This is a genomic window from Streptomyces sp. CA-278952 (assembly GCF_028747205.1).
Taxonomy (GTDB): Bacteria; Actinomycetota; Actinomycetes; order Streptomycetales; family Streptomycetaceae; genus Streptomyces.
Genome location: NZ_CP112880.1, coordinates 4920886 through 4942002, shown reverse-complemented (window position 1 = coordinate 4942002; position 21117 = coordinate 4920886). Strand labels below are relative to the sequence as shown.

Sequence of the window (21117 nt, the reverse complement as noted above, 5' to 3'; positions counted from 1 at the left end):
CTTCCGGCGGCGATGCTGTGCTGGACCGTGCCGACCGTGCCGGTCTCAGCCCGCGGAGCGCTGTCCTCGCCGGGTCAGCCAGAGCACTCCGGCCGCCCCGCTCAGCAGCACGGTGCCGCCGAGCGTGCCGAGCGCCGCCGCCGAGTCCAGCGGGCCGGTGCGGGGCAGCTCACCGCCGCCCGAAGCGCCGCCGGTCGAACCTCCGGTGGACGCGCCGCCCGTCGAACCGCCGTCGGCGGAGCCGCCGTCCGACGAACCGCCCGCCGCCTGGACGTCGAGTTCGAGGGAGGGGCCGGGGCTGTTCTTCGGCGTACAGGTGGTGGTCGTACCGAGGGCCTTGATGGTGAGGACACCGGCCGTGAAGGTGACCTTGCCGCTCTTCTTCGGGGTGTACGTCCCCGACAGGTCGCTGATCTTGATCGGGGCGTTGGCCGGAATCGCCTCGCTGTTCGCCGGGCCTGTGACCTGGACCTTCCCCTGCTCCGCGCCGCCCAGTTCGATCACGGCGCTCGGGTTCATGGCCCCTTTGCCCAGCTCGACCGGGCTGGAGGAGACGCCCTTCTGGAAGGACATGGTGAGCTTGTAGCCGTCGCCGCTCTGCACGCTCTTGATATCGATGGGCGAGACCGCCCCTTTGGGTCCGATGGGCGTCACGCACTGGTAGTTGACGTCCACGACCTCGGCGTGCGCGGCGGGCGCGCCCGCGACCACGATCGAGCCCGCCAGCGCAGCCGCCAGCGCGAGAGTGGTCCGCTTCTGGTTCGACACCTCGTGTTCCCCTCATGCCGGACGCCGCCGCGCGCCACGACCCGTACGGGCGCACATTACTGACGGCACATCAGATTTGGCGCTCAAGGTACGCCCGGGGCCTGATGGAGGGAAGACAAAGAGCGCGCCGATCCGGCGCGCTCTTTGTCGGTGCGGGTGAGAGGTACGCCCGAGGCGTACCCGGTGAGGTGTATGGCTGAGGAGCGCGGGTGGGGGCGCGGCTAGGCCGGGGCGGCGAGCTCCGCCCAGACGGTCTTGCCGGGCGCGTCCGGAGTGCGCAGGACGCCCCAGTCGAGGCAGAGTCGCTGCACGATGAACATGCCGTGCCCACCGGGCCGACCGGCACGGTGCGGCGTACGGGGCGCGGGCTGACCGGCTCCCCGGTCGACGACCTCCACCCGCAGCACCTTGGGCGTGTGGCCGATCCGGAGCTCCTCGGGGCCTTCCGCGTGCAGACAGGCGTTCGTCACGAGCTCGGAGACGACCAGCAGGACGTCCTCGGCGGCGGCCCTGCGGTCCGCGGTGGACGCCGGGAGCCAGCCCCAGTCGTGCAGCGCCTGCCGGGCGAAGTCACGGGCCGTCGGAACAATGCCGTTGGCCTGCCCGAGTGAGAGCGTGCGCCACTGCCGCTCGGCCGGGACGGTCGAGGCTGCGCCCGTTCCATCCGGCTCGCGACCGAGGTCGCCCGGCGGATGCTGCCGGGTGGTGCTCATCAGCGCTTCACCTCACCGATTCGCCATGTCGCCATGTCGCCGTTCAACAGATAGTGATCAGTTACCGAGTGTGCCGGAGCCCTTGCGGGGCGCCGCCGGGGTGTCTCCTGCCCTGCCGTGTCGCAACAACACCCACTTGAGGCACACGATCGCGTGACACGGCCGTCATCGGGGACATCCGCGGTCGCACGCTCATGCCGGGTCAGGTGGCCAGGGCCTCTTCGAGCGTGGCGTGGACGGTGAAGACCGCCTCCGCGCCGGTGATCTCGAACACCCTCGCCACGACGGGCAGCATTCCGGCCAGATGAACCCCTCCGCCGACCGCCTCCGCCTTGAGGCGGGCGCCGAGCAGGACGTTCAGCCCGGTGGAGTCGCAGAAGTCCAGCCGAGAGCAGTCGACCACCAGGCGCGACCGCCCCTGCTCGACCGCACTCTCCAGGGGCTCGCGCAGAAGATCAGCGGTGTGGTGGTCGAGCTCACCCACCGGCGTCACGACCTCGCTGCGCCCCTCCGTCCGGGCCTCGACCTGAAGTCGACCCCGGTTAGCACTGCCGACCGTCCCGCGGTCCATGCCTGTCCCTCTTCGCCGTTCGTCACTGTGCGCGTCACTGCCTGTGCGGCTGTATGCGTAGCTGCCGCCGACCTGCCTAAAACAGTACGCGTTCCGTTCGCCACGCGGTAGTCGGAGACCTCAACAAACCGGACATATAGCGGTATTTGGCGCTTGTCACTGCTGGCCAGGACCGGGTATGGGTAGAGGGACACCAGAAACACGACCGGCTTTGGAGGCGCCGCTTCACCGCAGGAACACGTATGGGCATCGGCAGCCATATGCCGAGAACGATGGAGGAGACCCATGTCACCCCGGCTCGACGAAGCGCGTACCCACAACGCGCCGTCGGCATGTCCTCAGGGACCGACCAATTCCGACTCCCCCGCCGCGAGCGCCGTCCCCGGCCCGCGCACCAGCACCACAGGGAGCACCGGCACCACCGATCCCACCTCAGACTTCTCCGGCGCGGCCGGCGAGGGACTCGAAGGACTTCCCGAGATCCCGCCCTACGCCGAAGTGGGCGCTCTGGACGCCAGGGCCCTGTCGAAGACGCTCTTCGAGCGGCTGGAGTCCCTCGAAGAGGGCACCCACGAGTACAGCTACGTCCGTAACACCCTCGTCGAGCTCAATCTCGCGCTCGTCAAGTTCGCCGCCTCCCGGTTCCGCTCCCGCAGCGAGCCGATGGAGGACATCGTCCAGGTCGGCACCGTCGGCCTGATCAAGGCGATCGACCGGTTCGAGCTGAGCCGCGGCGTGGAGTTCCCCACGTTCGCGATGCCGACGATCGTCGGCGAGATCAAGCGCTTCTTCCGTGACACCAGTTGGTCCGTGCGCGTACCGCGCCGGCTCCAGGAGCTGCGGCTCGACCTGGCGAAGGCCGGCGACGAGCTCTCCCAGCAGCTGGACCGCGCGCCCACCGTGGCGGAGCTGTCCGAGCGCCTCGGCATCAGCCCGGAGGAGGTCGTCGAGGGCATGTCCGCGAGCAACGCGTACACCGCGAGCTCGCTGGACGCCAAGCCCGAGGAGGACGACAACGAGGGCGCCCTCGCGGACCGCATCGGCTACGAGGACCACGGTCTCGAAGGCATCGAGTACGTCGAGTCGCTGAAGCCGCTGATCGCCTCGCTGCCCTCCAGGGACCGGATGATCCTCTCGCTCCGCTTCGTCAGCAACATGACGCAGTCGGAGATCGGCGAGGAGCTGAACATCTCGCAGATGCACGTGTCCCGGCTGCTCTCCAGGACGCTGGCCAAGCTCCGCAAGGGTCTGACCCTGGAGGAATGACCCGCCCCCGAGCGGCCTTCTGTCCCGCCCATGGGGCTCCACAGCCGTTCGAGCAGCACCGCGGAAGGACCCGCCCCGGATGCCGGGAGCGGGTCCTTCCGCGTGCGGGGGCGCGGCGCCGGTCGCGAGCCCGCCTCGGGTGCCGGCCTGCCCCGGGCACCGGCCTGCCCCGGGTGCGGCTGACGAGCCGATCCTCAGGTCGCCAGGCTCCGGGTGAGTTCGCGCACCTTCTGTCGCAGTGCGGCCGTCCACTCCTTCGCGTGGGGCCCCGAGATCTTGAGGTAATCGCTCTCGGCACTCTCGGCGGCCCGCCAGTCCACGTCGATGTCCGCCTTCTCGGCCAAGGCCAGCGCCGTGGCGACGAACCCTTCGGACAGGGTGGCCATGACGGCGTGCCTCGTTTCGCCGTGCCAGGCGAGCAGAGCGTTGGCGAACGCCGCGAATACGGTGGGGTCGATCCGGCACTCGTCGACCTCCGTAGGGCTGATACCGGATGCCAGACCCAATTCGGCTTGGTAGAGGGCTACCTGACGCATGAACAGCCGCGATGCGCCGTTCGACGGGTTCCACAGGGTTCGGTCACCCATTTTGTAGTACTGACTCACGTCACCCTCTCCCTGTTGGCCACGGGGGCCGACCTTACGGCTCGTCAGACCCCCACAGAAAGCGAGCCGGGGCCCGTTCCCGTGGAGCGTTCGATCATGAACGCGCCCCGGCTCGGCCCCCGGGCCGCCGTCACACCACCCGCTGTCCGCTCCGCCAGACCGCGCTGACCAGCGGGACGCCCGGACGGTAGGCGAGGTGGACGTGGCTCGGGGCGTCGAGGAGGACCAGGTCGGCGCGGGCGCCGGGGGCGATCCGGCCGATGTCCGGACGCCGCAGGGCCGCGGCCCCGCCGGCGGTGGCCGACCAGATCGCCTCGTCCGGGGTCATGCCCATGTCGCGCACGGCCAGCGCGACGCAGAACGGCATGGACGAGGTGAACGACGAGCCGGGGTTGCAGTCCGTGGAGAGCGCGACGGTGGCTCCCGCGTCGAGGAGGCGGCGGGCGTCGGGCCAGCTGGCGCGGGTGGAGAACTCCGCGCCCGGGAGCAGCGTGGCCACCGTGCCGCCCTGGCCGAGCGCGTCGACGTCCGCGTCGGTGAGGTGGGTGCAGTGGTCGGCCGACGCCGCGTCGAGCTCGACGGCGAGCTGGACGCCGGGGCCGTACGTCAGCTGGTTGGCGTGGATCCGGGGGTGCAGCCCCTTGGCGCGGCCCGCCGTGAGGATGGCGCGGGCCTGGTCGCCGTCGAAGGCGCCCTGCTCGCAGAACACGTCGATCCAGCGGGCGTGCGGGGCGCAGGCCTCCAGCATCGGGCCGGTGACCAGGTCGACGTAGCCGGCGGGGTCGTCGGCGTAGTCGGGGGAGACGATGTGGGCGCCGAGGTAGGTGACCTCGTCGGTGTGGCGGGCCGCGATCCGCAGGGCGCGGGCCTCGTCCTCGACGGTGAGGCCGTAGCCGGACTTGGTCTCGAAGGTGGTGGTGCCCTGGCGCAGGGCCTCGGCGAGGTAGCGGGCGACGTTGGCGGAGAGCTCCTCGTCGGAGGCGGCCCGGGTGGCGGCGACGGTGGTGCGGATGCCGCCGGCGCGGTAGGGCTGCCCGGACATGCGGGCGTTGAACTCCTGGGTGCGGTCGCCCGCGAAGACCAGGTGGGAGTGGGAGTCGACGAAGCCCGGGACCACCGCGCGGCCGGCCGCGTCGAGGACGTTGTCAGTGGCGGGTGCTTTGCTGGATTCACCGGTCCAGACGATGCGGTCGCCGTCGATGACGACGGCCGCGTCCTGGATCAGGCCCAGGGGGGTCCCGTTGCCGAGGGAGGGGTCATTGGTGACCAGGCTGGCGATGTGGGTGACGGCGGTGGTCGTCATCTGGAGAGTGTTCTCCTTGCGTTCCGGGGGGTCCGGTTCTGCGGTCGGGGGCCGGTCCGGTTCTGCGGGTGGGGACCGGCCCGAGGTCTCGGGCGGGGCCCGGTCCGGGGGCTGGGGCGGGGCCCGGTCCGGGGGCTGGGGCGGGTTCCTGTCCGGTTCTGCGGTCGGGGTGCGGTCCGAGGTCTCGGGCGGGTCCGGGGTCTCGGGCGGGTCCGGGGACGCAAGCGGGTTCCGGTCCGGGGGCTCGGGCGGGTCCGGGGTCAGTGGTGCAGGGCGGCCACGGCCTCGGCGAGCGCCCGGGGCACGTCCTCGATCCGGGTGTGACGGCCGTCCCGGACGATGTGCCGGCCCGCCACGACCGTGTGCCGCACATCAGCGGCGGAGGCGGCGAATACCGCGGTCTCCGCTGCCAGTCGGGGCACCGGTCCGGCCGTCCTGACGGAGTCCAGGGCGACGGTGGTCAGATCGGCGGGGGCGCCCGGCTCCAGCACGCCCGCGTCGGGGCGGCCGAGTGCGGCGTGCCCGTCGGCGGAGGCGGCCCGGAGCAGGGCGGCGGCCGTCCAGTGGCCCCGGATGTGCGTGCGCAGCCGCTCGTTCAGCTCCATCGCGCGCGCCTCCTCGAAGAGGTCGATCACGGCGTGGCTGTCGCTGCCCAGCGAGAGCGGCGACCCCGCCTTCTGGAGGGCGGCGGCGGGGCCGATGCCGTCGGCCAGGTCGCGTTCGGTGGTGGGGCACATACAGGTGCCGGTGGCCGAGGAGCCGAGCAGCTCGATGTCCGCGTCGGTCAGGTGCGTGTTGTGGATGCCGGTGGTGCGCGGGCCGAGGACCCCGTGGTCGGCCAGCAGCCGGGTGGGGGTGCGGCCGTGGGCGGCCCGGCAGGCGTCGTTCTCCGCCGTCTGCTCGGAGAGGTGGACGTGGAGCGGGGCGTTCCGCTCCTCGGCCCACCGCACGACGGTGGCCAGCTGTCCGGCCGGGACCGCCCGGACGGAGTGGACGGCCGCGCCGATCAGGGTGTGGTCGTCGCCCTTGAGGAGGGAGGCGCGCTCCGCCCAGGCCTCGGCGGTGGTGTCGGAGAAGCGCAGCTGGTGCCGATTGGGCTTCTCGCCGAATCCGGCGGCGAGATAGGCGGTGTCCAGCAGGGTGATCCGGATCCCGGCCTCCGCGGAGGCCGCGATCAGCGCTTCGCCCATGGCGTTCGGGTTGGCGTAGGGGGTGCCGCCGGGGGCGTGGTGCAGATAGTGGAATTCGCCGACGGAGGTGATGCCGGCCAGGGCCATTTCCGCGTACGTGGCGCGGGCCAGGTCGAAGTAGGTGTCCGGGGTGAGCCGGGAGGCCGTCCGGTACATCAGCTCGCGCCAGGTCCAGAAGGTGCCCGAGCCGACCTGGACGGTGGCGCGCAGGGCCCGATGGAAGGCGTGGGAGTGGGTGTTGGCGAGGCCGGGGAGGGTCAGACCGCGCAGCGCCGTCGCGCCGGGCGGTGGCGTCTCGACCCCGGTCCTGATCCCGGCGATGCGGCCGTCCGCGACGTCGAGGGTGACGCCCGGCTCGACATGGGTGCCGAGCCAGGCGTGGTCCATCCAGTACGTCGCGGTGACGGGTGCGCCCGTCGTCCGGTGTGTCAGCTGCACGCGAGACCTTCCAGTACGTCGGCGAGTGCCTCGACCCCGGCCGTGCAGTCGTCCTCTGCGGCGTGCTCGGCGGGTGAGTGCGAGATGCCGGTGGGATTCCGTACGAAGAGCATGGCGGTGGGCACCGAAGCGGACAAAATACCCGCATCGTGGCCCGCGCCGGTGCCGAGGACGGGCAGGGGGCGCCCCGTGTCGCCGCTCGCCTCCAGGATCTTGCCGAGCTCGTCGCGCAGGGCGTGCTCGAACTCGACGACGGGCGTGAACGACTCACGGACGACGTCGAGGTCGATCCCGGCCCGCTCGGCGTACTCCCGGGCGGCCCGCTCGATTCCGGTGACGACGGCGTCGAGGGTGGCCTGGTCGGCGGCGCGGGAGTCGAGCCAGCCGCGCACGAGGGAGGGGATGGCGTTGACGCCGTTGGGCTCGACCGCGATCTTGCCGAAGGTGGCGAGAGCGCCGGTCAGTTCGGCTTCGCGGCGGGCGGCGAGGACGGTCTCGGCGTACGTGAGCATCGGGTCGCGGCGGTCGGCGAGGCGGGTGGTGCCCGCATGGTTGGCCTCGCCCCGGAAGTCGAACCGCCAGCGGCCGTGCGGCCAGATGGCGGAGGCGATGCCGACGGGGTCGCCGGTCAGGTCGAGGGCGCGGCCCTGCTCGACGTGGAGCTCGACGAACGCGCCGATCCGGGCGAGCCGTTCCGGGTCGGGGCCGATGGTCCCGGGGTCGTATCCGGCGGCTTCCATGGCGGCGGGCAGGGTGGTCCCGTCCCCGTCGCGCAGCCGGTGGGCGTCGGCGACGGCGAGCTGTCCGGCGGCGAGCCGGGACCCGACGCAGGCCAGGCCGAAGCGGGCGCCCTCCTCGTCACCGAAGTTGGTGATCGCCAGCGGCCGGGTGAACCCCACTCCCCTGCGGTGGAGTTCATCGAGCGCGGCGAAGGAGGACACCACGCCGAGTGGGCCGTCGAAGGCGCCGCCGTCCGGGACGGAGTCCAGGTGCGAGCCGGTGACGACGGCGTCCCCTGCCAGGGGGTCGCCGAGCCAGGCCCACTGGTTGCCGTTGCGGTCACTCTCGTACGCGAGACCGCGCGCCTCGGCCTGTGCGCGGAACCAGGCCCGGCAGTCGAGGTCCGCCGGTGACCAGGCGTAGCGCCGGTAGCCGCCGCTGTCGGAGTGGCGTCCGACGGTGGCCAGCTCCCGCCACATCGAGAGGAAGGAGTCACCCGCGCGCCACTGCTCCCCCCGGGCGCCGGGAGCGGTGTCGGGCTCGCCCCCGGGTGCGCCGGGGGTGTTCCCGGGCGCGCCGGGGGTGTTCCCAGGCGAGCCGGGGGTGTTCCCAGGCGAGCCAGGTGTGCTCCCGGACCTGCCGGACGGCATCAGTTGCCTTCCGTCATGGGGACGCGTACGCCTTGGTCGGCGGCGACGTTCTCGGCGATGTCGTACCCGGCGTCCACGTGGCGGATGACGCCCATGCCCGGGTCGTTCGTCAGCACGCGGCGGATCTTCTCACCCGCGAGCTTCGTGCCGTCCGCGACGGATACCTGGCCCGCGTGGATGGAGCGGCCCATGCCGACGCCGCCGCCGTGGTGGAGGGAGACCCAGGAGGCGCCGGAGGCGACGTTGACCATGGCGTTGAGCAGCGGCCAGTCGGCGATGGCGTCGGAGCCGTCGAGCATGGCCTCGGTCTCGCGGTACGGGGAGGCGACCGAGCCGCAGTCCAGGTGGTCGCGGCCGATGGCCAGCGGGGCGGCCAGCTCGCCGCTCGCGACCATGTCGTTGAAGCGCTCGCCGGCCTTGTCGCGCTCGCCGTAGCCGAGCCAGCAGATGCGGGCGGGCAGGCCCTGGAAGTGGACGCGCTCGCCGGCCATCTTGATCCAGCGGTGCAGCGACTCGTTCTCCGGGAACAGCTCCAGCATCGCCTTGTCGGTCTTGTGGATGTCGGAGGCCTCGCCGGAGAGCGCGGCCCAGCGGAAGGGGCCCTTGCCCTCGCAGAAAAGGGGGCGGATGTAGGCGGGGACAAAGCCGGGGAAGTCGAAGGCGCGGTCGTACCCGGCGAGCTGGGCCTCGCCGCGGATGGAGTTGCCGTAGTCGAAGACCTCGGCGCCGGCGTCCATGAAGCCGACCATGGCCTCGACGTGGCGGGCCATCGACTCGCGGGCGCGCTGGGTGAAGTCGGCGGGCTTGTCGGCGGCGAGACCGGCCATGTCGTCGAAGTCGACGCCGAGCGGCAGGTAGGCCAGCGGATCGTGGGCGCTGGTCTGGTCGGTGACGATGTCGACGGGCGCGCTCTCGGCGAGCATCCGGGGCAGCAGTTCGGCGGCGTTGCCGAGGAGACCGATGGAGAGCGGGCGGCGGGCGTCGCGGGCTTCGACGGCGAGCTGGAGGGCGTGCTCCAGGTTGTCCGCTTTCACGTCCAGGAAGCGGTGCTCGATCCGGCGCTCGATGGCGCGCGGGTCGCAGTCGATGCAGAGGGCGACGCCGTCGTTCATGGTGACGGCGAGCGGCTGGGCGCCGCCCATGCCGCCGAGCCCGGCGGTCAGCGTGATCGTCCCGGCCAGCGTCCCGCCGAACTTCTTCGCGGCGACGGCGGCGAAGGTCTCGTAGGTGCCCTGGAGGATGCCCTGGGTGCCGATGTAGATCCAGGACCCGGCGGTCATCTGGCCGTACATGGTGAGTCCGAGCGCCTCCAGGCGGCGGAACTCCTCCCAGTTGGCCCAGTCGCCGACCAGGTTGGAGTTGGCGATGAGCACGCGCGGCGCCCACTCGTGGGTCTGCATGACGCCGACCGGCCGCCCGGACTGGACGAGCATCGTCTCGTCCTGCTTGAGCGTCCGGAGGGTGCGGACCATCGCGTCGAACGAGCGCCAGTCGCGGGCGGCCTTCCCGGTGCCGCCGTAGACGACGAGCTTGTCGGGGTGCTCGGCGACCTCGGGGTCGAGGTTGTTCTGGAGCATCCGCAGGGCGGCTTCCTGCTGCCATCCCAGGGCGGTCAGCGCGCTGCCGCGCGGTGCCCGTACGGGGCGGGGTCCTGACATGGCGGTGCCTCCTCGCGACGGTGAAAATCTATTCACATCCTGATGCTCTGAATAGTCGTAGTCAACAGGTGCGGTTCGCGCCGCGACCGGGAACAGGTTCTGCCAGTGATGCGCAGGATGGACCGGAGGCATCGATGAGCACTGCCGAATCCCCCACGACCGGCGATCCCACGAACCCCGGAGGATCGCCGCCCCTCAAGCGCGCCCTCGGCACCAAGCTGCTGATCCTCTTCGTCATCGGCGACATCCTGGGCACCGGCATCTACGCGACCACCGGGAACGTGGCGGGCAAGGTGGGCGGCGCGCTGTGGCTGCCGTTCGCGATCGGTTTCGCCGTCGCCCTGCTGACGGCGGCCTCGTACGTCGAACTCGTCGGCAAGTACCCGAAGGCGGCCGGGGCCGCGCTCTACACCCAGAAGGCGTTCAAGGTCCCGTTCCTGACCTTCGTCGTCGCCTTCATGGTGATGTGCTCGGGCCTCTCCTCGGCGAGCGCGGCGGCGCGCGCGTTCAGCGGCGACTACCTGGGAGAGTTCACCGACGCGGTGCCGCCGACCCTGATCGCGATCCTGTTCGTCCTCGCCCTCGCCGCGATCAACCTCCGCGGGGTCGCCGAGTCGGTGAAGGCGAACGTCGTGCTGACCCTGGTCGAGGTCAGCGGGCTCGCGGTGATCCTCGCGATCGGCGCGTACGCCGTGTTCAGCGGCGACGGCGAGCCCGCCCGGCTGACCCAGATCGAGACCGGCGGCACCGGATACGCCGTGCTCACCGGGGTGCTCGGCGCCACCGCGCTGGGCTTCTTCGCCTTCGTCGGCTTCGAGGACTCGGTCAACATGGCCGAGGAGACCAAGGACCCCGCCCGCGCCTTCCCCCGCGCGATCTTCATCGGGGTGGGCATCACCGGCACCGTCTACGTCCTGGTCGCCCTGGTCTCCTCGCTCCTGGTCGACTCCCGCACCCTGGCGGGCTCCAGCGGCCCGCTGCTGGAGGTGGTGAAGGCCGGGGGCGTCGATTTCCCGCCGAAACTCTTCGCGCTGATCGCCCTGTTCGCCGTCACCAACTCGGCGCTGATCAACATCATGATGGCCTCGCGGCTCTGCTACGGCATGGCCAACGAGCGCATCCTGCCGCCCGCGATGGGCAAGGTGCTGGCCGGCCGCCGCACCCCCTGGGTCGGGATCGTCTTCGTCTCCCTCCTGGCCATCGGCCTGGTCTCCACCGGCGAGATCGAGGGGCTCGGCGACACCACCTCGTTCCTGCTGCTCTGCGTCTTCGCCGTCGTCAACGTCGCCGTGCTGGTGCTCCGCAAGGACCGGGTGGACCACCACCACTTCCGTACGCCCACGGCGCTTCCGGTGCTCGGCGCGCTCACCTCGCTGATCCTGGCGAGCCCGCTCGCCGACCGGGGCTCCGACGTGTACGTCCGGGCCGGGATCCTGCTGCTGATCGGGGTCGGGCTGTGGGTGCTCAACAAGGCGGTGATGACGGCCCGCGAGAGGTCCGGCGCCCCGGACGCCTGACGGGCGCCGCCCACCGCCGCCGCGTTTCGGCCGCTCCTTTACACCGCGGGCCGCATGTACCAAAGGAAAATGCCAGAACCTCCACCTGCCGTAAGCACGTTGCGTAGCCTCTGCGTTACAGCCGTACGCCACGTCGGGAGGGGAGATCCGCGTGCCCGGAATCGACGAGTGCCTGCTCGAAGTCATGAGGCTGCCCGGCGCCCGGGGCGCCTCGGTGGTCGACTGGACGAGCGGTCTCGCCCTCGGCACCATCGGGGAATCCCCCAACGGCGACCACGAGGCGACCGCCGCCGAGACGGCGGAGGTCGCCCGGATGACCGCCGAGCAGCCGGCCTTCGCCCACCTCGCCCCGGACGGCGGCGCACAGCACCCCGGACAGGCGCCGAGCACCCCCGTCGAGGACGTCATCGTCACCACCCGCGACGGGTACCACATGCTCCGGTTCGTCGAGACGGACTTCGACAGCAGCGTCTTCCTGCATCTGTGGCTGGACCGCTCCGAGGGCAATCTCGCACTCGCCCGGATGCGCCTGGGCGAGTTGGCCGAGCGCCTGGTGCTGGCATGAGCGCGATAGCCGCCGACCCCGACGCCCCCGGTACGGACCCGCTCCCGGTGCTCTCCCCGATGCTCCAGCGCCTCGCTGCCGAGCGCGCCACCGGCGCCCTGATGCGCGACCGGGGCACGCTCTACCTCGCCGACGGCGAGGTGGTGCACGCCGAGAGCCCCGCCACCCCAGGCATCGACGTCCTGCTCACCGCCGGCGGGACCCTGCGGCACGAGGGCTGGTGGGACGCCGTGGCACAGGCCGGGGCGAACCGCCGGGTCGGCCGCTATCTCGTCGACAGCGGTCATGTCCCGGGCGGGGCACTGGAGTTGTGCCACCTCGGCGCGGTGTACGACGCCGCGTTCTTCGCGCTCGCCCCGACCGGGACCCCCGCCCGTTTCCGCTACGGGGTCGCGCACTGGATCGGTCCGGTGCGGCCCGTCCCGGTGGCCGCCGTGGAGCGCGAGACGCTGCGCAGACGGGAGTTCCTGGACCGGATCTGGCCCGACCCCGCCTGCGACGGCGCGCCACTGCTGCGGACGGCGGCGCATCCGTCCGACGCCCCGGTTCCGGCCCGGCAGCGCCGGCTCCTGGAGCTGGCCGACGGGGTCCGTACGGCCTCGGACATCGCGCAGGCGCTGGGCCGTTCGGCGTTCCACATCCTGGTCGACCTGCGGCGGCTGGCGGCGGCCGGCCTGGTGGAGGCGGTCCGCGTGCAGCCCCTGCCGGCCTCGTCCCCACCCGGCCGGATCGCGCTCCCCGAGGTGACGGCCGACCCCGACGTCGCCCTGCTGCGCCGGCTCCGAGACGCATTGGAGGCCCTGTGATACGCGCGCTCAGACAGCGTGCCGGGAGGAGACAGCTGATGGTGCCCGAGGCCGAAGTGCGTGATGTCCTCGTCGAGCTCCAGCGGTTACGCGCCCGGGTCCCGCTGCTCTCCGGGGCGCTGGCCGCCTCCACCGACGGTCTTGTCCTGGCCCACGACACCCCGGGCGTCGAGGCGGAGGGCGTCGCCGCCCTCACCGCGGCCGCCCTCGGCGTCTCCATCCGGATGACCGACGCCACCGGCCGGGGCGGCTTCCGCGAACTGCTGGTCCGCGGCGACAACGGCTACATCGCCACCTACGCCGCGGGCTCCGCCGCCGTCCTGACCCTGCTGGCCGAGGACCGCATCAACGTCGGGCGGCTCCATCTGGAGGGCCGCCGCGCGGGCGCCCGTATCGGCGAACTCGTCGACGCCGCGCTGCGACGCACGGAGCCTCCCGCCACCGCCGCACCCCCGCGCCCCACCACCGCGCCCGGCCGCACCCTGCCGCAACGCCCCACGTAGGCGGCCCGATCCCCCCACCCGCACCGTCACCACCACCACCGGGACCCACGCCATCACGCAGAAGCCCGCGCACCGGCCCGCACCGCAGCCACCACAGAAACGGACCCGGTCACCGCGACCGGCCAGGGAAAGGAAACGAGCCTCCATGGCGAACACCGAAGCGACACTGAAGGACGCGATGAGTTCGATCGAGGGCGCCACGGGTGTCGCCCTCGTCGACTACACGAGCGGGATGGCCCTGGGCACGCTCGGCGGCGGCAAGGACTTCAACCTGGAGGTCGCCGCCGCGGGCAACACCGACGTCGTCCGCGCCAAGCTCCGCACCATGGAGCACCTGGGCATCAAGGACGAGATCGAGGACATCCTGATCACGCTCGGCACCCAGTACCACCTGATCCGGCTGCTCAAGACCCGTGGCAACAACGGCCTGTTCCTGTATCTGGTGCTGGACGCGAGCCGGGCGAACCTGGCGATGGCCCGCCACCAGTTGAAGAAGATCGAGGCGGGCCTGGAGGTCTGACCCCGGCACGGTCCGACCCCTGCACGGTCCGGGCCAGGTCTGACCTGCACGGTTCGGGCCAGGTCCGGCCCCGGGCCAGGTCCGGCCCCGGGCCACGTCCGGTCTCACCGGCGGCGACGCCGCGCCCCGCCCGGCGCGGCGTCCCCCGCCTCCGGGCCCGTCGTCCGATGTGCCCTCACCCGCTTGCCCACCGGGCCCCCGCACCCGGTCCAGTCGGTGCGCACCCAGTACAGGACGTCCTCACGACGCTCCCGCTGTCCGATGCGCACGGCCTTCAGCCACAGCCCCGCACCCGCTCCGGCGAGCAGCAGCCCGCCGGCCCCCGGCAGCGCGAACGAGGACGCCACCGCGACGACGAACGCCCCCAGCAGCCACCACCTGCGCCCGCGCCGCCACACCCGTACGGTCACGGCCCGGTCCTGGAGGAAGTCTCCCCGCCCGGCGCGGGAGGCGCTCCGGGCCAGTTCCGCGTACCGCTTCCCGCGCGCCGACGCCACGACCGCCACGGTGACGACGAAGAGCGCCGCCCCGGCCAGCAGCCCGATCCGACGCCCGGTCAGCCCCGGGACGAACGCCCCCGCCGCCGCGGCCACCAGGCCCGCCCACCACAGGGGCGCCGCCCCTGCCCGTACGGTCACGGCCACTCTCGCCAGCGACTGCCCTCCGCGCCCCACGTCCGTACCCCTCTCGCTCCACGACGCCGCGGTGCCGCGAACCCGTGTTCCCGGTTTCCGCGATCCATGATCCCGAGCACCGCCGATGCCGCGGTGCTTCTGGGCGCGGAGGTTAACGGCCGGAGATGAGCGATGCCTGAGAATCCGCGGAAGGACGGGCGCGGGCCCTCACTCCACGAACAGGCCGCGCGCCGCCGCCCGGGCGTCGAACTCCTCCAACCGGGCCTGGGCGTCGGGGAGTCCGTCGCACATCGCCTCCAGCAACACCCGGCCGAGCAGCATCGGCGCGCAGACGGTGTCGAAGGAGAGCCCTGAGCCGATCGCGGCCGGGAGCAGCAGATCGCTGTGCTTGGCGACGGGCGCGAAGGCGGAGTCGGCGACCGTCACCACGGTCAGCCCCTGGTCCCGGGCGTACGCGAGCGCGTCCACGCTCTCCTTGGAGTGGCGCGGCAGCGCGAAGCACATCAGGACGGTGGCCCCGGCCCGGCGGGCGGAGTCGATGCGGTCGGGCAGCATGCTGCCGCCCTCGTCGAGGACCCGGACGTCGGGGTGCACCTTGGCGGCGAAGTAGCCGAAGCCGCGCGCCTGCGAGGAGGCGGCGCGCAGCCCCAGCACCGGCAACGGCCGGGAGCCGGCGAGCAGCCGGCCGGCCCGCTCGACGGGCGCGGGGTCGGCGAGCACGTCACAGAGGTGCTGGAGGTTCTCGATCTCGGCGCGGACGGCCTGCTGATACTCGTTGTACGTCTCCCCCGGGTCCTCCTGCTCCCCGTCGGCGGGCGCGACCTCGCGCAGGTGCCTGCGCAGCGCCGGGTAGCCGTCGAAGCCGAGGGCGACGGCGAAGCGGGTGACGGAGGGCTGGCTGACCCCGGCCAGCTCGGCCAGCTCGACGCTGGAGAGGAACGGCGCGTCGGCGGCCCGGCGGACCATGCAGTGCGCGATACGCCGCTGGGTGGGCGTGAGCCGGTGGCCCTCGAAGAGCCGCTGCAACCGTGCGGCGGGGCTGCTCCCACTCATGCTGTCCGTCCCCTTGCCGAATCCGTCGCGCCACGACCGGCGCCGACCGTTCTATTCAGCCAGGAAGGTCGCTGTATGTCCATATGCAGTGCGGTGGGGGCGGGCGGGCCGTTCCGGTTCGAGAGCCGAAGCCCGGAAGGCGGGAGTGATCATGGATGGCCATGACCAACCACCACTAACGCCATTCCGCTGGGGTGCGGGCCAATTGCTCAAGGATGTCCCACTCCCGGGGCTTGAGGGAGGGGGAGTGCCATGCCGCACCGTTCCCCGTCCAGTAGCCGCGGTAGTTCCGGACCCCCATGAGGGAAGAGGTCGCCGTCGTCGTGTCCGCACACCCGGCAGGCAGATTCCTCGTCCGGACCGGGGGGAACGGGGCCGTCCGGTGGCATGGAGTCGCCTTTCATCCCTGTCAGCGCTCTCGCCGGCCTTTCGCCTTGAGGTAGTCCTCCAGCGTAGGCCACCTGCCCGAGTCGAAGCCGCGTGGGTTGAGTAGGGCTCAGAGGGGGGTTAGCCCCACGAAATCCGGGGGTTAGCCCCACTGTCAGCGCGCCTCGACCTCCCTACGGTGGTCGGTATGGAAGCCCGTGACCACGAGCTCAAGAAGGAGCTCGCCGCCACCCTCCAGGCCCGCGGCGAGCTGGGTGCGGAGTACGAGACCGCGCTCATCGACTCGTTCCTGGAGAAGGTCGAGCAGCGCCTCGACAGCACACTCGACCGGCGGGTGCGCCGCCAGCTCGCCGAGCAGCAGATGTCCGTCGCCCGGGGGGCCCGTCCGGCGGAGACGTGGAGCTTCGGGGAGCGGCACGGCCTGGGGATCGTCTCGTTGGTTCTGGCCATCCCGCTGTCGGCGATCGGTGTCGCGAACGCCGGGATCGAGGGGCTGGTCGTGGCCTGGCTCGGCATCGTCGGCGTCAACGCGTTCCAGGCGGCGCGGGGCGGCGGTCTGTTCCGCCGCCGGGAGGAACGCGCGCCGTCCGACTGGAGGGACTGAGCGCCGCACGAAGTGGCCCGGTGTATATCGCGGGGACCGCCGCACCCCCGGTCACCCGGGGGGCGGGACGACGGCGGTCCCCGCGAGGGACGCGGTCCGGGTCAGGGCCGGTTGCCCGCGTCCGGGCGACGATGGAGGTCCGGGAGCCGCTCCGTAGTCCGGTGTCGCCGTTCTGGGTGCCGGCGGGTTTCCCTGCCGACACCCACCAATGTGCCGGAGCCGTGTTAAGCGGGTGCTGCGCGGACGTGACGCGCTCGTACCGTTTTCGCGAAGGCCCGCCGCTTCCGCGAAGGCCGCCGCATGCCCGCCAGGGGCCGCGACCGAACCCTGCTTCCGGCCCGTCAGGTGGCCGCGGCCCGCCCCTGCTACCGGCCCGTCAGGCCTTCGCCGCGCCCGCGTCCTTGGCGAGGAACGCCAGCAGGTCCTGCCTGCTCACGACACCCTTGGGCTTGCCCTCGACGAGCACGATCGCCGCGTCGGCCCCGTCCGTGCCACTGAGCACGGCCATCAGGTCCTCGACCGGTTCGCCGGAGCCGACCTGCGGCAGCGGGGCCGACATGTGCTTCTCCAGCGGGTCGGTCAGCGAGGCGCGCTGGGTGAACAGCGCGTCCAGCAGCTGCCGCTCCACGACGGATCCGATGACCTCGGCGGCCATCACGTCCGGGTGACCGGCGCCCGGCTTCACGATCGGCATCTGGGAGACGCCGTACTCGCGGAGCACCTCGATGGCCTCGCCGACCGTCTCCTCCGGGTGCATGTGGACCAGGGAGGGCATCGGGCCCTCCTTGAAGTCCAGGACCGCGCCGACGTTGGCGGAGGAGCCGGTGTTCTCCAGGAAGCCGTAGTCGGCCATCCACTCGTCGTTGAAAATTTTGCTCAGGTAGCCGCGCCCACTGTCGGGGAGCAGCACCACGACGACGTCCTCGGGGCCGAGCCGCCTGGCGACCTCCAGGGCTCCGACGACCGCCATGCCGCAGGAGCCGCCGACGAGCAGCCCCTCCTCCTTGGCGAGCCGCCGCGTCATCTGGAAGGAGTCCTTGTCGGACACCGCGACGATCTCGTCGGTGACGGTGCGGTCGTACGCGCTCGGCCAGAAGTCCTCGCCGACGCCCTCGACCAGATACGGCCGCCCCGAGCCGCCGGAGTAGACCGAGCCCTCCGGGTCCGCGCCGATGACCTGGACCGCGCCCTCGCTGATCTCCTTGAGGTAGCGCCCGGTGCCGCTGATCGTGCCGCCGGTGCCGACGCCCGCGACGAAGTGGGTGATCTTCCCCTCCGTCTGCTCCCACAGTTCGGGACCGGTGGTCTCGTAGTGGGAGCGCGGGTTGTTCGGGTTGGAGTACTGGTCGGGCTTCCAGGCGCCCGGCGTCTCGGTGACCAGCCGGTCGGAGACGTTGTAGTACGAGTCCGGGTGCTCGGGGTCAACGGCGGTGGGGCAGACGACGACCTCCGCGCCGTACGCGCGCAGCACGTTGATCTTGTCCGTGGACACCTTGTCCGGGCAGACGAAGATGCACTTGTAGCCCTTCTGCTGGGCGACGATGGCGAGGCCGACGCCCGTGTTGCCGCTGGTCGGCTCGACGATCGTGCCGCCGGGCTTCAGCTCCCCGCTCTGCTCGGCCGCCTCGATCATGCGCAGCGCGATGCGGTCCTTCACCGACCCGCCGGGGTTGAAGTACTCGACCTTGGCCAGGACCGTCGCCTGGATGCCTGCCGTGACGTTGCGCAGCCTCACCAGCGGGGTGTTGCCGACAAGACTGATCATCGAATCGTGGAATTGCACCGTGTACTCCGGGATCTCCGAGATGGTCCGGCCCAGAGTATGCGTACAGGCCCCACTCTGCGTACAGGGAGGAGTACACCGAGCCCCCAGCGGGGCAAGTAGGTACGTGTACGGCTGTACGGCGAGGAGGAGGTGGACCGGACTGTGTCGAGAGCAAGGGTGGCACGGCGGATCGCGGCGGGCGCGGCCTACGGCGGTGGCAGCATCGGCTTGATCGGTGCGGCGGCCGTGGGCGTGTTCCTGGCGGAGGTCCAGCTCGCGAAGCGGCAGGTGGGCGGCGGGACGGCTCCGGTCCCGCCGAGCGCGGACGGACGGTACGGAGTGGCGTTCGCCGGGCCGAACGACGCGATGCGGCTCGGGATGCTCGGGGACTCGACGGCCGCCGGCCAGGGGGTGCGGCGGGCCGGGCACACCCCGGGTGCGCTGCTGGCCTCGGGGCTCGCGGCGGTGGCCGAGCGGCCGGTGGACCTGCGGAACGTGGCTCTGCCGGGGGCCAGGTCGGACGATCTGGAGCGGCAGGTGTCGCTGCTGCTGGCGGACCCGGCACGCGTCCCGGACGTCTGCGTGATCATGATCGGGGCGAACGACGTCACGCACCGGATGCCCGCGACCCAGTCGGTGCGCTGTCTGACGACGGCGGTGCGCAGGCTGCGGACGGCGGGGGCGGAGGTGGTCGTCGGGACCTGCCCGGACCTGGGCACGATCGAGCCGGTCTACCAGCCGTTGCGCTGGGTGGCCCGGCGGGTGAGCCGGCAGCTGGCGGCCGCGCAGACCATCGGCGCGGTGGAGCAGGGGGGTCGCACGGTGTCGCTGGGCGATCTGCTGGGCCCCGAGTTCGCGGCCAACCCGCGCGAGCTGTTCGGCCCGGACAACTACCACCCCTCCGCCGAGGGCTATGCCACGGCGGCCATGGCGGTGCTGCCCACGCTGTGCGCGGTGCTGGGTCTGTGGCCGGAGACCGACCGGCTGGACGGCGGGCGCCGCGAGGACATCCTCCCGGTGGCGAAGGCCGCGTCGCAGGCGGCCCGGGAGGCCGGTACGGAGGTCACGGGGGCGCGCGCTCCCTGGGCGCTCCTCAAGCACCGTCGGCGGCGGCGCCTGCCCGCCTCCACGGAGCCCACCCCGCACCCGCACCCGGACGCCGCCCACGGGCCCGTGTAGGGGCCGTCACCACCCGGCAGTACGTCGACAGGGCATTGGCAGGTCCTCGACGGGCCCTCGGCAGAACATCCTGAGCAAGCGCTTAGAAAAGAGTCCCGCATCACACGGCCTGCCGGGTGACCCCGACGATACGTCCGGGTAACTTCCAGAGGAGTTCCGTCCGTCCACACAGCCTTCCAGCCCCCTTGGAGCCGCGTGATGCCCGAAGCCGTGATCGTCTCTGCCGCCCGTTCGCCGATCGGCCGCGCCTTCAAGGGGTCCCTGAAGGACCTGCGCGCGGACGACCTGACCGCCACGATCATCCGGACCGCGCTGGCCAAGGTCCCCGAGCTGGACCCGAAGGACATCGACGACCTGATGCTGGGGTGCGGTCTGCCCGGCGGCGAGCAGGGCAACAACCTGGGCCGCATCATCGCCGTGCAGATGGGGATGGACCACCTTCCCGGCTGTACGGTCACCCGCTACTGCTCCTCCTCGCTGCAGACCAGCCGGATGGCGCTGCACGCGATCAAGGCGGGCGAGGGCGACGTCTTCATCTCGGCCGGCGTCGAGATGGTGTCCCGCTTCACCAAGGGCAATTCCGACAGCCTCCCGGACACGCACAACCCGCTGTTCGCCGATGCCGAGGCGCGCACCGCCGCCCGCGCCGAGGAGTCCGGCGCGAGCTGGCACGACCCGCGCGAGGACGGCCTCGTGCCGGACGCGTACATCTCGATGGGGCAGACGGCGGAGAACCTGGCCCGGTCCAAGGGCGTCACCCGCCAGGAGATGGACGAGTTCGGCGTACGGTCGCAGAACCTCGCCGAGGAAGCCCTGAAGAACGGCTTCTGGGAGCGGGAGATCACCCCGGTCACCACCCCCGACGGCACGGTGGTCGCCAAGGACGACGGCCCGCGCGCGGGCGTCACCATGGAGGGCGTGCAGGGCCTGAAGCCGGTCTTCCGCCCCGACGGCCTGGTCACCGCGGCCAACTGCTGCCCGCTCAACGACGGCGCCGCGGCCCTGGTGATCATGTCCGACACCAAGGCGCGCGAGCTGGGCCTGACCCCGCTGGCCCGGATCGTCTCCACCGGCGTGTCCGGCCTCTCCCCCGAGATCATGGGGTACGGCCCGGTCGAGGCCAGCAAGCAGGCGCTGAAGCGGGCCGGCCTGACCATCGACGACATCGACCTCGCCGAGATCAACGAGGCGTTCGCCGCGCAGGTCATCCCCTCCTACCGGGACCTCGGCCTGCCGCTGGACAAGGTCAACGTCAACGGCGGCGCCATCGCCGTCGGCCACCCCTTCGGCATGACCGGCGCCCGCATCACCGGCACGCTGATCAACAGCCTCCAGTTCCACGACAAGCAGTGGGGCCTGGAGACGATGTGCGTGGGCGGCGGCCAGGGCATGGCGATGGTGATCGAGCGGCTGAGCTGAGCCGCAGCGGAGGGTAGGGGTCGCGCGAGGTACGAGTGCGGCACCTGCCCGCAGCGGAGGCGAAACTCAGCGCGACCACCAGCACGAGCGGCTGAGCTGAGGCGCCTGGCCAACCCCACCGAGCTCCGACCGTGACCGAATCTCCCCCAGGATGTGATCTGCGTCCCGGGGGAGAGTCGTTTCCGCAGGTCAGGACGGATATAGGGCTAAACACCGGACCGAAAGACCTGTCCATTTCGTGACGTAATGCACTGACAGCACGTACCGGTACAGGCCAAGCTG

General features: G+C 71.9%; 20 protein-coding genes. 9 read left to right on the top strand and 11 right to left on the bottom strand.

What is annotated here, in order from left to right; all coding sequences use genetic code 11:
• Nucleotides 1–45: 45 nt before the first annotated feature.
• From N7925_RS22250 to N7925_RS22240, 3 genes are all read right to left on the bottom strand, one after another.
• Nucleotides 46–768, bottom strand: coding sequence for a peptidase (locus N7925_RS22250; protein WP_265601226.1), 723 nt, complete (start codon nt 766–768; stop codon nt 46–48).
• Nucleotides 769–989: 221 nt separating this feature from the next.
• Entirely contained in the window at nt 990–1481 is a 492-nt protein-coding gene (locus tag N7925_RS22245) for an ATP-binding protein (protein WP_265601225.1), read from the bottom strand.
• A 202-nt stretch (nt 1482–1683) separates the two neighbouring features.
• Nucleotides 1684–2052 carry an STAS domain-containing protein gene (locus N7925_RS22240; protein ID WP_003968692.1) on the bottom strand — a complete coding sequence of 123 codons (369 nt, stop codon included), beginning with the start codon at nt 2050–2052 and terminating at the stop codon, nt 1684–1686.
• A gap of 285 nt (nt 2053–2337) precedes the next feature.
• Between N7925_RS22240 and N7925_RS22235 the strand changes: the two genes are divergently transcribed.
• A complete protein-coding gene (locus N7925_RS22235) occupies nt 2338–3318 on the top strand; it encodes an RNA polymerase sigma factor SigF (RefSeq protein WP_274344938.1) in 981 nt (326 codons plus the stop codon).
• Nucleotides 3319–3512: 194 nt separating this feature from the next.
• On the opposite strand, the gene N7925_RS22230 is transcribed toward N7925_RS22235, so the two are convergent.
• The 5 genes from N7925_RS22230 to hutU all read right to left on the bottom strand — a co-directional run bounded on the left by N7925_RS22230 (nt 3513) and on the right by hutU (nt 9882).
• On the bottom strand, nt 3513–3923 hold the full coding sequence (locus N7925_RS22230) for a DUF6086 family protein (protein WP_274344937.1): 411 nt from the start codon (nt 3921–3923) through the stop codon (nt 3513–3515).
• Nucleotides 3924–4053: 130 nt separating this feature from the next.
• Entirely contained in the window at nt 4054–5226 is a 1173-nt protein-coding gene (hutI, locus tag N7925_RS22225) for an imidazolonepropionase (protein WP_274344936.1), read from the bottom strand.
• Nucleotides 5227–5486: 260 nt separating this feature from the next.
• Nucleotides 5487–6854, bottom strand: coding sequence for a formimidoylglutamate deiminase (locus N7925_RS22220; RefSeq protein WP_274344935.1), 1368 nt, complete (start codon nt 6852–6854; stop codon nt 5487–5489).
• Nucleotides 6845–8224 (bottom strand): allantoate amidohydrolase, encoded by a 1380-nt coding sequence (locus N7925_RS22215; RefSeq protein WP_443032234.1) that lies wholly within the window; start codon nt 8222–8224, stop codon nt 6845–6847. Before N7925_RS22215 ends, N7925_RS22220 begins: the two co-directional genes overlap by 10 nt.
• Nucleotides 8224–9882 carry a urocanate hydratase gene (hutU, locus tag N7925_RS22210; RefSeq protein ID WP_265601220.1) on the bottom strand — a complete coding sequence of 553 codons (1659 nt, stop codon included), beginning with the start codon at nt 9880–9882 and terminating at the stop codon, nt 8224–8226. Before hutU ends, N7925_RS22215 begins: the two co-directional genes overlap by 1 nt.
• Before the next feature lie 134 nt (nt 9883–10016).
• On the opposite strand from hutU, the gene N7925_RS22205 reads away from it, so the two are divergent.
• The 5 genes from N7925_RS22205 to N7925_RS22185 all read left to right on the top strand — a co-directional run bounded on the left by N7925_RS22205 (nt 10017) and on the right by N7925_RS22185 (nt 13793).
• Nucleotides 10017–11399 carry an APC family permease gene (locus N7925_RS22205; protein ID WP_274344934.1) on the top strand — a complete coding sequence of 461 codons (1383 nt, stop codon included), beginning with the start codon at nt 10017–10019 and terminating at the stop codon, nt 11397–11399.
• Nucleotides 11400–11550: 151 nt separating this feature from the next.
• Nucleotides 11551–11964 carry a hypothetical protein gene (locus tag N7925_RS22200; protein ID WP_265601218.1) on the top strand — a complete coding sequence of 138 codons (414 nt, stop codon included), beginning with the start codon at nt 11551–11553 and terminating at the stop codon, nt 11962–11964.
• On the top strand, nt 11961–12770 hold the full coding sequence (locus N7925_RS22195) for a helix-turn-helix domain-containing protein (protein ID WP_274344933.1): 810 nt from the start codon (nt 11961–11963) through the stop codon (nt 12768–12770). Before N7925_RS22200 ends, N7925_RS22195 begins: the two co-directional genes overlap by 4 nt.
• Before the next feature lie 38 nt (nt 12771–12808).
• Nucleotides 12809–13273 (top strand): roadblock/LC7 domain-containing protein, encoded by a 465-nt coding sequence (locus N7925_RS22190; protein WP_274344932.1) that lies wholly within the window; start codon nt 12809–12811, stop codon nt 13271–13273.
• Nucleotides 13274–13418: 145 nt separating this feature from the next.
• A complete protein-coding gene (locus tag N7925_RS22185; protein ID WP_265601215.1) occupies nt 13419–13793 on the top strand; it encodes a hypothetical protein in 375 nt (124 codons plus the stop codon).
• A 104-nt stretch (nt 13794–13897) separates the two neighbouring features.
• Here N7925_RS22185 and N7925_RS22180 read toward each other — a convergent pair whose 3' ends face one another.
• Together N7925_RS22180 and N7925_RS22175 are read right to left on the bottom strand one after the other, a co-directional pair.
• Nucleotides 13898–14437: a hypothetical protein gene (locus N7925_RS22180; RefSeq protein ID WP_274346530.1), complete on the bottom strand. Its 540-nt coding sequence runs from the start codon at nt 14435–14437 to the stop codon at nt 13898–13900.
• A 198-nt stretch (nt 14438–14635) separates the two neighbouring features.
• Nucleotides 14636–15481 (bottom strand): MurR/RpiR family transcriptional regulator, encoded by an 846-nt coding sequence (locus tag N7925_RS22175; RefSeq protein ID WP_265601214.1) that lies wholly within the window; start codon nt 15479–15481, stop codon nt 14636–14638.
• Between the two features lie 574 nt (nt 15482–16055).
• On the opposite strand from N7925_RS22175, the gene N7925_RS22170 reads away from it, so the two are divergent.
• Nucleotides 16056–16472 (top strand): hypothetical protein, encoded by a 417-nt coding sequence (locus N7925_RS22170; RefSeq protein WP_274344931.1) that lies wholly within the window; start codon nt 16056–16058, stop codon nt 16470–16472.
• 376 nt (nt 16473–16848) lie between these two features.
• Here the strand turns inward: N7925_RS22170 and N7925_RS22165 are convergent, their stop codons facing one another.
• Nucleotides 16849–18255: a cystathionine beta-synthase gene (locus tag N7925_RS22165; protein WP_265601212.1), complete on the bottom strand. Its 1407-nt coding sequence runs from the start codon at nt 18253–18255 to the stop codon at nt 16849–16851.
• A 159-nt stretch (nt 18256–18414) separates the two neighbouring features.
• On the opposite strand from N7925_RS22165, the gene N7925_RS22160 reads away from it, so the two are divergent.
• Nucleotides 18415–19416, top strand: coding sequence for an SGNH/GDSL hydrolase family protein (locus tag N7925_RS22160; protein ID WP_274346529.1), 1002 nt, complete (start codon nt 18415–18417; stop codon nt 19414–19416).
• Between the two features lie 198 nt (nt 19417–19614).
• Nucleotides 19615–20835, top strand: coding sequence for an acetyl-CoA C-acetyltransferase (locus N7925_RS22155; protein ID WP_274344930.1), 1221 nt, complete (start codon nt 19615–19617; stop codon nt 20833–20835).
• Nucleotides 20836–21117: the final 282 nt, after the last annotated feature.

Bases quoted from the DNA above. Each gene is read 5' to 3' on its own strand.
- hutI (WP_274344936.1), bottom strand. From the start codon at position 5,226: ATGACGACCACCGCCGTCACCCACATCGCCAGCCTGGTCACCAATGAC.
- N7925_RS22215 (WP_443032234.1), bottom strand. From the start codon at position 8,224: ATGCCGTCCGGCAGGTCCGGGAGCACACCTGGCTCGCCTGGGAACACC.
- N7925_RS22240 (WP_003968692.1), bottom strand. From the start codon at position 2,052: ATGGACCGCGGGACGGTCGGCAGTGCTAACCGGGGTCGACTTCAGGTC.
- hutU (WP_265601220.1), bottom strand. From the start codon at position 9,882: ATGTCAGGACCCCGCCCCGTACGGGCACCGCGCGGCAGCGCGCTGACC.
- N7925_RS22205 (WP_274344934.1), top strand. From the start codon at position 10,017: ATGAGCACTGCCGAATCCCCCACGACCGGCGATCCCACGAACCCCGGA.
- N7925_RS22155 (WP_274344930.1), top strand. From the start codon at position 19,615: ATGCCCGAAGCCGTGATCGTCTCTGCCGCCCGTTCGCCGATCGGCCGC.
- N7925_RS22190 (WP_274344932.1), top strand. From the start codon at position 12,809: ATGGTGCCCGAGGCCGAAGTGCGTGATGTCCTCGTCGAGCTCCAGCGG.
- N7925_RS22175 (WP_265601214.1), bottom strand. From the start codon at position 15,481: ATGAGTGGGAGCAGCCCCGCCGCACGGTTGCAGCGGCTCTTCGAGGGC.
- N7925_RS22195 (WP_274344933.1), top strand. From the start codon at position 11,961: ATGAGCGCGATAGCCGCCGACCCCGACGCCCCCGGTACGGACCCGCTC.
- N7925_RS22235 (WP_274344938.1), top strand. From the start codon at position 2,338: ATGTCACCCCGGCTCGACGAAGCGCGTACCCACAACGCGCCGTCGGCA.
- N7925_RS22245 (WP_265601225.1), bottom strand. From the start codon at position 1,481: ATGAGCACCACCCGGCAGCATCCGCCGGGCGACCTCGGTCGCGAGCCG.
- N7925_RS22170 (WP_274344931.1), top strand. From the start codon at position 16,056: ATGGAAGCCCGTGACCACGAGCTCAAGAAGGAGCTCGCCGCCACCCTC.
- N7925_RS22185 (WP_265601215.1), top strand. From the start codon at position 13,419: ATGGCGAACACCGAAGCGACACTGAAGGACGCGATGAGTTCGATCGAG.